The sequence below is a fragment of the Arthrobacter sp. 05T423 genome, from assembly GCF_056396245.1.
Map to the genome: position 1 here is coordinate 24352 of NZ_JBFTLC010000010.1, position 13245 is coordinate 37596.

The 13245-nt window shown below is 59.9% G+C and carries 9 protein-coding genes; 5 read left to right on the forward strand and 4 right to left on the reverse strand.

The features are described from left to right. Nucleotides 1–198 precede the first annotated feature (198 nt). Together AC1DFE_RS09905 and AC1DFE_RS09910 are read left to right on the forward strand one after the other, a co-directional pair. On the forward strand, nt 199–606 hold the full coding sequence (locus tag AC1DFE_RS09905) for a nuclear transport factor 2 family protein (protein ID WP_476905723.1): 408 nt from the start codon (nt 199–201) through the stop codon (nt 604–606). Between the two features lie 1261 nt (nt 607–1867). Beyond that, nucleotides 1868–2455, forward strand: coding sequence for a TetR/AcrR family transcriptional regulator (locus AC1DFE_RS09910; protein ID WP_476905724.1), 588 nt, complete (start codon nt 1868–1870; stop codon nt 2453–2455). A 257-nt stretch (nt 2456–2712) separates the two neighbouring features. On the opposite strand, the gene AC1DFE_RS09915 is transcribed toward AC1DFE_RS09910, so the two are convergent. The 4 genes from AC1DFE_RS09915 to AC1DFE_RS09930 all read right to left on the reverse strand — a co-directional run bounded on the left by AC1DFE_RS09915 (nt 2713) and on the right by AC1DFE_RS09930 (nt 9803). Further along, nucleotides 2713–4242, reverse strand: coding sequence for a class I adenylate-forming enzyme family protein (locus tag AC1DFE_RS09915; protein WP_476905725.1), 1530 nt, complete (start codon nt 4240–4242; stop codon nt 2713–2715). Between the two features lie 369 nt (nt 4243–4611). Then, complete coding sequence (locus tag AC1DFE_RS09920) at nt 4612–5760, reverse strand: saccharopine dehydrogenase family protein (RefSeq protein WP_476905726.1); 1149 nt, start codon at nt 5758–5760, stop codon at nt 4612–4614. 189 nt (nt 5761–5949) lie between these two features. Beyond that, a complete protein-coding gene (locus tag AC1DFE_RS09925) occupies nt 5950–7722 on the reverse strand; it encodes a hydantoinase B/oxoprolinase family protein (RefSeq protein ID WP_476905727.1) in 1773 nt (590 codons plus the stop codon). Continuing rightward, nucleotides 7719–9803 (reverse strand): hydantoinase/oxoprolinase family protein, encoded by a 2085-nt coding sequence (locus AC1DFE_RS09930; RefSeq protein WP_476905728.1) that lies wholly within the window; start codon nt 9801–9803, stop codon nt 7719–7721. Before AC1DFE_RS09930 ends, AC1DFE_RS09925 begins: the two co-directional genes overlap by 4 nt. A gap of 397 nt (nt 9804–10200) precedes the next feature. On the opposite strand from AC1DFE_RS09930, the gene AC1DFE_RS09935 reads away from it, so the two are divergent. The 3 genes from AC1DFE_RS09935 (at nt 10201) to AC1DFE_RS09945 (ending at nt 12875) form a co-directional block, all read left to right on the forward strand. Then, nucleotides 10201–11013 (forward strand): SDR family NAD(P)-dependent oxidoreductase, encoded by an 813-nt coding sequence (locus tag AC1DFE_RS09935; RefSeq protein ID WP_476905729.1) that lies wholly within the window; start codon nt 10201–10203, stop codon nt 11011–11013. A gap of 124 nt (nt 11014–11137) precedes the next feature. Then, nucleotides 11138–12343: a cytochrome P450 gene (locus AC1DFE_RS09940; protein ID WP_476905730.1), complete on the forward strand. Its 1206-nt coding sequence runs from the start codon at nt 11138–11140 to the stop codon at nt 12341–12343. A gap of 127 nt (nt 12344–12470) precedes the next feature. After that, a complete protein-coding gene (locus tag AC1DFE_RS09945; protein WP_476905731.1) occupies nt 12471–12875 on the forward strand; it encodes a cupin domain-containing protein in 405 nt (134 codons plus the stop codon). Nucleotides 12876–13245 lie beyond the last annotated feature (370 nt).

The window sequence follows — 13245 nt, forward strand, 5'->3', positions numbered from 1 at the left end:
ACAACAACTTGTATTGGTATGAATTGAATCACCATTAAGCAGGGCCGTCAAGACTTTTCTGTGCTTTTACGCCCGGTATTGCCATGCAGAAGGGGTAGAGGCAATAATCAACCACACATCTCAGGGACCGCCGGTGGCGCACGTAATTAACGCTTCGTAAGGTGTCACTGAGCTTCCCGTCTGACAAGGAGAAAGCACATGTCCACAGAATCTTCCCTCCACCTCCTGCACGAGTATCACGCAGCCTGGGAACGCGGCGACCAAGCAGCTGGCATCGCCTTTTTTGCCGAAAACGTAGTAGTGCACATGGGCGGAAGCGGCCCGCTGTCCGGTGACTATCACGGCCGTGAAGCCTTCGTCCGCGATTGGATAGGCCGCGTTGCCGCCTACACAGACACATGGGAGGTCGGCGGGCAAAACGAGGTCCTGTTGGCCGGTGATGACGGTGTGCTGCTGATGGTTCACGAAGTCTGGACAAAGGGCGACCGAAGTGTTGCCACGGACCGCCTTGGCCTGTACAAGTTCGAGGGTGGACAGATTATCGAGTGCTGGTTCAGCGATATGAACCAGCATGAAGTTGAAAGCTTCTTCGGCAACCTCGACTAGGTCCCACCCGCAGCGCTCTAACCACTGCTCCACCAGGGCAGCGTCAACACCCGGCGCCGGCGGGCCCAGATTCTGCACGCCGTCCCTTCCGCAGGAGAGCCCACTATGCCTTGGCCGCACCGCGTGCGCGCATGTTGCCCACGCGGTGGTGCTCGCGGGCATGTCCGACCAGGCCTCAATGGCCGGGAGCGGCGGTCACTTTCGCGGAAACTACACCCCCCGTGGGCCGCTGCCTTCCCCGTTCAGAGCCCGTGTGCATACGTCAACCCATGCCGGGGACGACGAATGATGCTAGGCTCGCGGCTGCTGGGCCATACCTGGCCGCGTCCTCAGTGCGTCGGCACCGCACCTTCGACGGCATCATTGGCTTAATCGCTCATCGTGGACGCGCTTCGAACGCCGAGATCCATGCACGCGTACCCTGGCGCTTGCCCCGGTGGATACGGGCATCATGGGCACTGTCGTCTCGACTGGACCGCGCTACAGAGCTCTCATCGCTATGTGGGTGAGCGGTCTGCTTCGTTCGATCTTCGGCGATGAAGTCCTCGCTACGGGTGCCCGAAGGGACGGTCTCTGGCTCCATCCGGCGTGAGCTCACAGGTGGCTCGGCTTCTCCCGGCTCTCCGCCCGCAACCTCGTTTTCTTGGTTCCGAGTTAACAGCCTGCCGAAACGACACGAAGCCCCTCCGCGCCGGACTGTCGGGGCATAGGATGCCGCAGTCATCTTTATGAGTCTGCTTTATCTTGCCGACGTACGCTTCGTTCATCGCCCCCACGTCGCCCTCGAGGATCAAACCGAGGCCGAAAATTGGACGGGATGAAGCGCCTAATGTAGGACCCGCAGCTTCTGTTTCAACCGGAGACGGTCGCCCTTGCCATCGCGGAAAGGTAGAGGCACGCACACGCGGGTGACCCGGCACCTTCCGCGCTACTGACCCTGTGAGGGTTTCCCCGATAGCCAGAACAACCACTCAAGAAGGGGGGAGGCTACCCGAGGCGGGGCAGCCCACGACGCCGATGGGGTAAGGCAGGCCGACTTCAACCCACTTGCCCACACCCAATATTCAGGTTGACCATGGCCGGATCTCCTTATTTAACGTTAAGCTAGTCGTGACATGCAGCTCTAGAGCTGCCGATAGGTGTTTGCAGCCGCTAGAAGAAGAAGAGAATTTACATGGTTACGAGTCGAACAGCTCCCAGAACTGGCGGCAAGGGCAAGGCTCCCGCGGTCAACAGCGACTCAATCAGCCGAGACCGGGTCATGAAAGTGGCGCTGCAGAAGTTTTTGCAGCATGGATATGCCGGAACAAGCATGAAGGCCCTCGCCCAGGAACTGGGTGTCTCTGCCCCAGCGATCTACTGGTACTTCCCTTCTAAGGACGACCTCTACGTTTCGGTGCTGGACGCCGCCATGAGGGATTTTCTCGCCCATGTCCGGGACTCGATAACGGAGGACGACCCTGTGCTTCGTTTGGGTCAGATCGTTCGCGCTCACGTTACCTGGCAGCTTCAACAGCTAGGTGCTGCCCGCGCTTTCGACCTCACGATGACATACAAGGGCGAGGCCCATGATCTGCCGGGCGAACGGCTCGAGCCCGTTTTCAAAATGCAGCGCGACTATGTGCAAGAGGTGCGAGAGGTCCTCCAGGCCGGAAAGGATCGAGGTGTCATGCGTGTGGATGACGTCAAGACGGCGTCTTTCGCCATCATCACAGTGTGCGACTACGTGTTTACGTGGTTCGATCCCCAGGGAGAAATGTCTGTTGCGGCGGTTGCCAACCGCTACGAAAGTCTCGTCAGGAACATGGTCGGGGCCTCTGCATACGCTAATGCGTTAGAAGCCGTTTAGGCTTCAATTTAGCCAGCGCCGGGGTTCCATTCCCAAACGGGGCACTCGTGCCAGGGGGCCCGCCGCACTTGTCCCCGCCGGGGAGCAGGCTCTGTGTACGTTCAAGGCCCCGATGATCCGGCCAGCTTACAGAGCCTAGGCAATAGAAGCCCCTAAGACTGATGACACTACCAAGACCTCGTGCGGCTGGCTTCTGATACTCGCATGCAACAAACGCGAGCATCAGAAGCCGGCCGTCCCTAGTTATGGCCGAAGCATCACGCGCGGGGCGCGAGAGCCCGCATCGCCAGGTCCTTGAAATGGGCAGCGACGGCACGCCGGTCGATTTTGCCGCTGGCCGTCCTCGGCATGGGGTTGAGGATTTCAATCCGTTCCGGGACCGCGTAGTCCGGAAGCAACGGGATTAGAGCTTCACGGGCTGCGATTGGATCAAAAGTCTCACCGGGCCGCTGCTCCACGGCTGCCCAAACCCGATTTTGCATTATTGGGTCGGGAACACCGAACACGCAGCTCTGGCCTACGGCTTGAATGCTAGCCAGCAGACCTTCCACATGGGCGGGAAGCACCTTTTCACCGCCGCGGTTAATCACGTCATCGACCCGGCCTTCAATGTAATACAAACCATCATCCAGCCTTGCAAGGTCGCCGGTACGAAGCCAGCCATCGTGAATTTTGGAAGCGGTGAGTTCGGGCTGACGCCAGTAACCCTGCATGATTGTGGGGCCCTTAACCCACAACTCACCCACATCTCCTGGCGTGACGTCAGCGTTGTTATCACCGACGATACGAATGCTCGTCCCAGGCACAGCGAAGCCCACAGATTCTCCGAAGTCCCGGGCATATTCCGGGGTGAGGAAGGAAACGGCGGATCCGTACTCGGTCATTCCATAGCCGTGAAAGGGGCGAATCCGGGGCCAGCGCTCCAGTAATTCCTGAATCCATGGTGCCGGCATCGGCGATCCCCCATAAAGCAAGGTGCGAAGCGGCGCCAGGGCGGTATCAGCCCCATCAGCAAGCATAATGAGCCGGATGACGCTCGGCACGGCCGCCAAGTAAGTCACGGGCCGGGCCAATAGGGCCTCAACCGCCGCCACCCTGCTGAACTTGTGCAGCAGATCAGTGCGGGCACCCAGGAGCAGCATGTGTCCCAGCTGATCCACAAAGCCAGTGTTATGGAACATCGGCACGACGACAAGAGTCGAGTCCGTATTATCAGTGCCCAGGACGCGAACGAAGGCCCAGGAAGCCTCAGCTAATGCCCCCTGGGTTAGGGTTGCTCCCTTTGGCTTCCCCGTGGTTCCGGAGGTAAAACTGACAAGTGCTGGTGCTTCTGCGTCAGGAGAAGGGAACGTCGCATTGGCTGCGCTCTCGTTGTTCTCGCTCAGAGCCCTGACCCTTTGTGCAGGCACGCGGGCCACAGTATCCCTATGTTCCTCGTCCGCCAACACCAGTACAGCCCCCAGCAGCTCTACCTGATCTGCGAACTGCGCAGGGTTCAACCTGTTGTTCGCCGGAGCGATGACCGCTCCCATCGAAAGAACGGCCAAATAATGAACAACCCAGGCAAGTGTATTGTGCCCAACAATCACGACACGATCACCGGGCCCAACGCCCTGTTCGGCCAGCCATCCAGCACAGCGAGAAACTCTTCTCGACAGGTCCGCATAGGTAAGCTCGTCGGACGCGGCAGTCAAGGCAAGTGCGCGTGGAGTGCTTGCAGCCCAATGGGCAAGCGCTGCCGAAAGCGTTGGGAAAGGCAAGGGCCTATCGTCACGGTGCTGTTTCATAGAGCGCGTACTCCTTCGTAGCTAGCGCAGCGTTTGGCGGGATTCGATGGGTACCACACCAATGGCGGCGAACAGGAATTGCCGCCCCTTTGGTCACGTGGCCTTCCTCCCCAGTTGCTTAATTAACGTACATTCAATTGTGGAATTGAGCCCGGCACTTTCGTCAAGCATGTTCGCAGCAAGACTTGCGGTGCACCTGACGCTGCAGGCGTCCGCTACTGCAGCGTCAGATGCTTCGTTTGGACCCTCTCACGCTTCGACAGGTCCTCTTTACGTGGACGACTGAAGCTGGCGGGAGTCGCTATAGAGGTTGTGCCGTTATGCTGCACAACCTCTATGGGAGGTGGTTTCGCGCTGGGCAGTCGGTGCTTACCCGACTGCAGTCAGGGCGGTCAGGAGGTCACGTATCCGGATATGTTCAAGAACCTCGCCGTTGCGCGTTCGATAGGCCGTCATACCGCCACCTCCTGCTGAAACTTGGCGGAGCGACGCAAAGAAGTCGGCCGGATGGAGAACCTCTGGGGACACCACGCCGGGGCCGGGCACGCGCCCCTGCAGGGCTACAAGCGCTCCGGCTGCTGCGGGTGTGCCGGTCGCATCTTCCTGGCTCATTTTGCCGCCCGATAGGAAAGTGATGCCTTCGGAACCAACTCGCACATCAACAATCAGTCCGGCTCCGACCGGTTCGCGGTCCGCGTGCTGGACGCGGGCCGTCTGGAAGATGGCGTGCATGGCCGCCGTCCTGTTTTCGTTCTCGGGTAGCCGTGAAATTACCCAGCCAAGGTGAGTGAAGTCCTCGGGAATCAGCCCTCCATGGTTCGTGGCCTCAGTAACCCGCGTAAATCTGGGAAGGGTGATTACTTCAGGATGGCTCAACGTCACCACGAGCTGCTCCCCGATAGGTTCGGGGAATTTCACTCGGGACGGCTGGAGGTCCTCCCAGGCGGGAGTACTTCCGGCCTCGGCGATGGCGGTGCTGAAGGAATGAGCGAAGTGGGGTACTACTGCGCCGACCATGTCGCTTGCGTCGACACACCACGTGATGGACGCGCGTGCGTCACCGGGTGGCAGCGAGTCGAGCGCGAGCCGGACGAGAACGTTGGTCGTCCCGGGGGCCGAACCCATTCCGATGAGTGCGGTCACTCCTGCGTCTTTGGCCGCCCCGTCCCGCCGCAGCAGCAGTTCGGTGGCGTCCGCATCATCGCAGATGTCCACGTAGTCGGTTCCTGCTGCAATCGCGGCGTCAAGGATCACCGGCCCCAAGGTGTAGTAGGGACCTGTGCAGTTGACAACGAGGTCAGCGTCAGACAGAACCTCGTGCAATTTGGCGGAGTCTGCCAAGAGGTCAAACTCCAATTGGTGCACTTCCTGGTTTCCGGCGTCGATGACCGTGTCCGCACGGAACTGGCGGTCACAGCAAATTAGCCGCAATTCCGTGGAGGACCGGCCTAAACCACGGAACAATCCTGACGCCTGCGCGCCGCCGGCCCCAAGCACTACCACTGTCGGCTTGCTCACTGTCCGTACCTCTTTCAATCGTCGTTGATTAGTCCTGTTTTGCTGTGCTGACTGCGCAGCGGAGTGCCTATCGTGTCGGTTACCCGCGTAAAGGTGCCGGCGTCCGTGTCATTGTGGACGGACATTGTCCGGCCGGCCGGGGTCGGGGGCTATGCGCCGCCGGCCCGGCAACCGGACAGCTGTTGTCAATCAGTTGGCCGCTGCCATTTCGGCGCGGCGACGAGACGTGGCGGCTTCATCGACAGCAAGACCGTTGTCAGTTGTCACGACCTCGACGCCGTAGACCGTCTTGGCATGTTCTACGGTCTCCCAGAGTTCAAGGACGTCTGTCAGGACCAGGCTTGGGTCCCGCTCCAGCGGTGAGCCGTATCCACCGCCAGATGCATCGAAGCCGTGGATTGTCTCGCCCGGGTTCAGGACGACGGTTGCGGTGTTGGCGAGCTTTTCACGGGAGCCATCGGCCTTCTCCAGCCAAGCTTCGGCTACCCTGCCATGCAAGCCACCGGCCACGCCCTTGGAGGGGTTGACCTGACCATCGCAGGGATAGATGACGGTGATTGGGTCGGCCTTGGGGGTGTAGGCGAGTTCGAAAGAAGGGCCGCCGCGGAACTTGCCAGCTCCCCCCGTGTCGGCCACCAGTCGGAGATGCTTGTAGAGGATAGGCATCTTGACTTCGTCGACCTCCACCGAGTCCCGGTACATCAGTCCGCTGACACAGGGAACCCCGTAGGTGACCCAACCATCGGCGTGGGCGCTGCCCGGGCCGCCGTTGGCGGTGACACAGACCTGGTTTACGAAGGCTTCACCGCTGCGCCTGTCCGTCCCCGACAGCACGGCGTAACCTACGCCCACGCCAACGGCGCCTTCGGCGACCCCGTATGGCTCCCCCAACTGTGCGAAGGCGGCGCCCACGCAGTTGATCAGCCGGTCGGTGACGTTCGTGGTCGCGACCGAGCAGCTGTGCGGGAAAAGCGGCTTTCCTACAGCGGAACCCTCGTTCATGTCGATAACTACCCGCCTGAAAGCGCCGGAGTTCTTGGGGATCCTTAGCGGGATCGCATTGAAGATTCCGCTGAAGACTGCTGCGCGCGTGGTGGCCTCAGTGAGGTTGAGCCCGCAGTCGACGTTGGGCCCGTTATGGGTCAGGTCAACGTGGATCAGCCCTTCCTCGGGTTTGATCTCAATCCTGGCATCGATTTCCAGCCCGTCGGGAAGATACGGCAGGAAGGCGTCGTGCCGGCCGGTGTTGTGCAGTTTGGCGGCCGGCAGGTTTTCGATGGCTTTGGTCATCATTTTCTCGCTGTAGTCCAGCCAGTCGCGCATGAACTTTTTGACCGTCTCGATGCCGTATTTGGCGACGAGTTCCTTCAGGCGGCGCTCGGCGATGCGGGCAGCGCCCACAGATGCCAGATAATCTCCGTACCACTGTGAGGGGACCCTGATGCGGCTCCGGCACATACGGATGACATCGTCGACATTCTCGTAGTCGGACTGCACCTTTACTGTGGGGAAGATCAGTGCGCCTTCCTCATAAACATCCTTGGCTGCAGCGTGGTAGGTAGTGGGGATCGAGTTGCCGATGTCGGCCTGGTGAGCTTTCGTCACGGCCGTGAACAGGTGCTCACCATCGACGAAAACCGGAACAAGGATCGTGTGGTCAGCGGCGTGGGAGTTACCGACATATGGGTTGTTATCGAGGTAGGCGTCTCCCTCGCGCAGCTCGGGGTGAGCGGTCCGCAGGGCCTGGGCCTGGAGCTGGGCCCCGAAAACATGAACGGGAATTCCCTCGGCTGCTGCCAGCAGCTCATCGTCAGCGGTCAGGATCACACAGGAAAAGTCCCGTGCGCTGTTGATGACGGCAGAGCGGGCCGAGCGCAAAAGCGTGTTGGTCATCTCCCGCACGATGCCGTCGATCTTGTTGGCAATGACTGCAGTACGGATAGCATCAAAGTTCTTGCTCATGCCTCGTCCTCCTCAATGTGAAGCAGGTAATTTCCGGTGGCCGCTACCTGGGCAGCCATCCCGGGGTAGATGACAAGGGTTGTCGTGGGTTCCTCAATCACTGCCGGGCCACTCACCCTCGTGCCGGGAACGAGGTCAGCCGGCTTGAACACCGGGGTCTCAATTTTTCCTGTGCCACTGAAGTAGCACGTCCGCTTGGAAGAAGAGCTGCCCACGTGTTCTTCGGCACCTGCGAATTCCCGCTGTGCCCGGGGAATATTAACCGTTACCCGGGCTCGCCAGTTGAGGAATTCTATGGCCGAACCGGGGTCGCGGACAGCCATCACTCGTTCGTGCAGGTCGTGGAATGTACTGAACAAGCGCTCCTGATCGTCTTCCGAGCTCAGTTGCGCCGACTGGAGCGGCACATCGATTGCCCAAATCTGGCCCTTGTACCGGGCCTCGACGCCGAACTCCATGCGGTAGTCAGGGTAGTTTTCGCTGAACCTGCCAGCGAACTTTTCTAGCTGTGCTTCAAGGCCCAGGAGGACTTTCTCTACGCTTGCCGCCGCGAAGTCATCGGAGGAAGTGATGAGGGCAGCTGACTCCTCTTTGACAATGTCGGCGAAATGCATTCCCGAAGCTGATAGAGCCGAGGCTACCTTTGGCAGGATGACCCGGCGTGATCCCAGTTCGCTTGCAATCTGCATGATGTTGATGCCCGCAGCGCCGCCGCCGGCCACCAAGGTGCTGTCCTGAGGGTTGAGGCCCTGGACGGTGGTAATTTCGTGCACGGCCTTGACCATCGCTTCGCTTGCCAGCGACAGTATTCCCCAGGCAGCTTCGAGCACGCTTACCCCGAGCTGGGCGGCGACCTTTCCAATGGCTGCTTCTGCCGCGTCGACATCCAACTGCATGCGACCGCCCAGGAAGTAATGCGGGTCAAAGTAGCCCAGGATGCAGGCAGCGTCAGAAAGCGTCGGTTCAATGCCGCCGTTGCCGTAACAGGCCGGCCCGGGTTCGGATCCGGCCGATTGGGGACCAACACGAAGCAGGCCTCCTTCGTCCACCCATGCGATGGAACCGCCACCGGCTCCGATGGAGCGGATGTCCACCGAGGAGATTCCGAGGAGGTCGCCCTCCCACTCGGGCCCAATCCACGTGTCACGTGAGTGCACGACCGTACCGTCACGGGACAGCCCGACGTCAAAGGTAGTGCCTCCGGTGTCGGCGACGATCATGTCACCGCCAAGCCCTTCCTGAAGCGAGTAGTTGAGGCCGGCCAGGGGGGCCATTGACGGACCACTGCGGGCTGTGTGAATCGGAGACTCAATGACCTCCTCAATGTTCATCACCCCGCCCATGCTCGTGGAGACCAGAATGGCGCCCTTGTACCCGAACTCGCGAAGGTCCTTCTCCAATTGCTTGAAGTGTTGCTGCATCAGGGGCTTAAGGGAGGCATCAATTGCTGCAGCTGAAGTCCGGCGGTACTCCCTGACGATGGGTGCGATCTTGTGCGACAGCGTCACCGGCAGGCCGGGCGCGATCTCGGCCAGGAGCTCAGCGACGCGCAACTCGTGGGCAGGGTTGACTACGGACCACAGCAGCGAGACAGCAACGGCCTCGAAGCCGTCCTCCCGAATGGTCTTCAGCGTTTCGCGAAGATCCTTCTCGTCGAGTTCGACGACGACCTCGCCCTCCGAGTTGATTCGTTCGCGGACGCCGAACGTGTGGCGCCGGGGAATATAAGGATCGGGGTACCGCTTGCCGAAGTCGTATCCGTCCTGCTTGCCGCCCTCCTTGAGAACGAGTACATCCTCAAAGCCCGCGGTGGTGAGCAGAGCGGTCTTGGCGAGATCCTTGCGAGTCACGATGGCGTTGGTCGCGTGGGTCGTGCCGTAAATAAACAGGTCGGTCTCGGCCAAAAGCTCCTTAGCCGACATCCCGATTTCGTTAGCGGCGACCTCAATCGCCTTCGACATGCCGCGAAAGACCCGGTCATACGTGGTCAGTGACTTGCCGATCACCTGCTTCGCTGTTGGATCCTGCACGACAACGTCGATGAATGTTCCACCGGTGTCCGCGGAGACCTGATAGCCCATGAGATTCTCCCTGCTGAAATGGATGGTCCGATCTGGAGCTAAAAGAGTCTCAGAAGCGGCACCAAAGATTGTGTTTATTGAATGTTAAGTAAGTTCCCCTTGTCAAGGCTCTCGTGTGAAGTAGATCCCACATTTCAGGGGCAGGGCGCATACTTCTCACCCAGCAGGCCGGTCAGGAGGTGGTAGACCTGCCTTTGGGCACTTTCCGTTGACTTGCTCAACGGCTATCCCTTGACGCGTTGCTTAACGATCATTAAGCTGAATCGACAATACTAAACGTGGATCACGCAAACGTTCATGGCAGTCGCACTATGAGCCCGGGCGTAGCAGGGTCCGGCTGCTGAGACAGAAGCGCTGCCCGGTCGGTGATGGTCAGCAATGAAACCCAAGAATCGTAGTGCCGCTCAAAGTTGAAGCGGCGGGAAGTCGGTGTCTTTTGACAAAGTTTGAAGACCAGGTCGTGGTTGTTACGGGCGCGGGGTCCGGCATGGGCCAAGCCATGGTTCAGGAGTTCGTGGCTGAAGGCGCACGGGTGGCTGCACTTGATATCAATTTTGTAGGTGCCAAGCGGACGGTCGAGGGCCTAGACAATCCTGAAAGGGCATTGGCGGTCGAGGTCGATGTTTCTGATGTTGAATCGGTGGAAGCTTCCATCCGGCAGGTGCGTGGATGGGCAGGGCGCGTAGATGTGCTTTGCAATAACGCGGGCATCATTGACAGCTTCCGACCAGCACATGAGATCTCACTTGCCGAGTGGCATCGAACGCTCGCCGTAAATCTGACGGGGCCTTTCCTGATGTCCCGTGCCGTTATTCCCCACATGCTTGAGCAATCCGGGGGCGCGATCATCAACACTGCCTCGATTTCAGCGTTTAGCGCGGCGGGCGGCGGCACTGCTTACACGGCCTCCAAGCACGGAGTTCTGGGCTTGACCCGTCAGCTCACGTTTGACTACGGGCGCCAGGGAATTCGGGTCAATGCGATCTGCCCAGGGGCAACGGCCACCGGCCTGACCATGCCTGAAGGCGGTTCGGACACTTTGCCGGACAGCGAAACCGAGATCGCGCGCACGCCGGCCGGCAGGTGGTGTGAACCACGCGAAATAGCCCGGATGGCAGTCTATTTGGCCAGTGAGGACGCGGCATTCATTCACGGCGCCGCCATGGTCATTGACGGTGGCTGGTTGACGGCCGCAAGAAACCCCATCTAACAACCAACTTCAGGGCGTCCCCTCCCCAGGTCGCCACTAGCATCCGGGGCATTTTCGAGGGACAGCACCGATCAGCCGAAGAAAGCTCCTGTTCAATGTCCCGGAACAGGATGAAGGAGATACTGTGACAGCTACACAGCAATCGATAACCGCACCTCCAGGCGTGGACCTCCTCCCCTGGAGGGACCAGGAGTTCATCAAGGCACCCTGGCCGTGGTTCGCGCGGGTTCGTGAGGAATATCCCATCCTCAAACTAGAAAACGGAACCATTATTGTCTCCCGGTACGACGACGTGACGGAACATCTTAAGAATCCCTCACTTGTGGCGGTGCCGCCCGAAGGCATTGGCGACAGCCCGTGGGCGTCAAACCTCAACTCAGTCTTGCTCACTGAAGGGGAGACGCATACGCGGATCCACAAGTCGTTCAGAAAGTGGTTGACCCCCAAAGCCACGAAGGGCATGGGTGAAGTGGCGGCCGAGTCTGCCCGTGCAGCCCTCGACAGGATGGGGCCCGACGGAATTATTAATGCCCACCGTGATCTAGGGGTGCAGCCTGCCCAGGACGCGATGGCGGCGGCTTTGGGCATCCCCCGGGAAGATGGAATGCCCTACATCCTGGCGACCAACCAGACTATGGACTCGTTGGGGTGGGAGCCGACGGAAGATGAAAAAACCAGGGCCTGGGAGGGGTTCGGGTTCATGATGTTCAACGCGGATCGTCTCATCAAGGAGAAGCGGAAAAATCCCGGAGACGGCCTCTTGGACGCGATGATCCAGATCACCGATGAGGGCGGGCTAACCGAGCGAGAACTCAAGGAATCGATTCAGATTCTCTGGGGCTCTGCTGCACATAACCCCGGGTACTGCATGGCCTCTGCACTGGCCGACCTGGCAGCCTACCCCGAGGCGTGGAAGGAATACCGCGAGAATCCGGATGCGCGCACAGCCATCATCAACGAGGCTTTCCGTAGGGCCCTTCCCGAAGTGCTCGTGGACCGCTATACAACAGAGCCCTATGAAATCCGTGGCGTCCAGATCCCGGCCAACACTCAAGTGCGTTTTATTCTTGGTGCTGCTGTGCGTGACCCGGAAGTATTCCGAGACCCTGACGGGTTCGACTGGACGCGGCCGCCGGCAGCGAGTATGGCGATTGCCTTTGGTGCAGGAACACACAGTTGCTGCGGCCAGGGCGTCGCACGCGTCGAAATGAGGGCAGTACTTGATGTGCTTGCCGAGCGGGTGGAGAACATCGAGGTCATCGGTGAACCCGAATGGGTTTTTTCCGATCGCCATAGGAACTGCGAAGGACTTACCGTCCGGCTTTCGTAATCAAAGTGCGTGAGCGGGGATCAAGAGGCGCTCGTTCTTGGCGACGGGCGCCTCTTGGCGTTCTCAAGCGAATTAATTGATCAGCCGGCGCCTTTCCTGACCCTTTTACTTAACGGAGGAACATGCCATGAGCACCACTACAAGCGGCCCCGATGCCGCTGAGCCCGAAATTGTCGTTTCCGCACCTCTCACGCAGGTTTCCATCAGAACCCCCCGAATGAAGGCTCGCTGGATTTTCAACACCAGGCCTGAAGGGTGGGACACCTACGCGATGTCCGAATGGGAGCTGGATCGGGCGGGATTCGCAGATCATCACCCCCATGACGAAGTGAGTGTCGTTTTGGATGGGGAGCTCCACATTCGGGTCGGTGACACGGAAGTAGTGGGCCGGCCAGGTGACACGATCCGGGTTCCGGCAGGGGAAACCGGCTATTACTGGGCTCCCAAGTATGCACGGATGCTGGGGATTTATGGGCCAAACCCGGAAGGAGCCGCCTCCCAGAACTTGGAGTACTGGGAGATCGACGACTAGGCATTCCGCCACTCCTGTATAAGTCACATACGGTGGCAAATGGAGTGTAAGAACAAAGGCAGGCGCGTGGCGGGAATCTTTCCGCCGCGCGCCTGCGGCGTGCCGGGTCTTCCATCCCACTGATCGTCGGTATCGACGGCTCTCCGCGGCTGCGCTGGGCAGGTTTGTGCGGCAAGACACCATCAGAGCACCGTGCGCGCCCCCTGTGCTTCTGGGCCGCTGTTGGCCCACCAGGCCAGGTACGGACGTCTCCCCTCGGCCGTGTGCATCGCGGCCTTACCGAGCCGGCCCCCAAGACCTTCGTTGGGCTGCACTTCTGCCCTGAGCTCATAAACGTGCGAGATGTTTTACGATCAAAGGGCACCCGGAT

What these genes read in the sequence shown, in the direction of transcription:
- AC1DFE_RS09910 (WP_476905724.1), top strand. Translation starts at nt 1,868, where the DNA reads ATGAAAGTGGCGCTGCAGAAGTTTTTGCAGCATGGATATGCCGGAACA.
- AC1DFE_RS09930 (WP_476905728.1), bottom strand. Translation starts at nt 9,803, where the DNA reads ATGGGCTATCAGGTCTCCGCGGACACCGGTGGAACATTCATCGACGTT.
- AC1DFE_RS09905 (WP_476905723.1), top strand. Translation starts at nt 199, where the DNA reads ATGTCCACAGAATCTTCCCTCCACCTCCTGCACGAGTATCACGCAGCC.
- AC1DFE_RS09915 (WP_476905725.1), bottom strand. Translation starts at nt 4,242, where the DNA reads ATGAAACAGCACCGTGACGATAGGCCCTTGCCTTTCCCAACGCTTTCG.
- AC1DFE_RS09925 (WP_476905727.1), bottom strand. Translation starts at nt 7,722, where the DNA reads ATGAGCAAGAACTTTGATGCTATCCGTACTGCAGTCATTGCCAACAAG.
- AC1DFE_RS09945 (WP_476905731.1), top strand. Translation starts at nt 12,471, where the DNA reads ATGAGCACCACTACAAGCGGCCCCGATGCCGCTGAGCCCGAAATTGTC.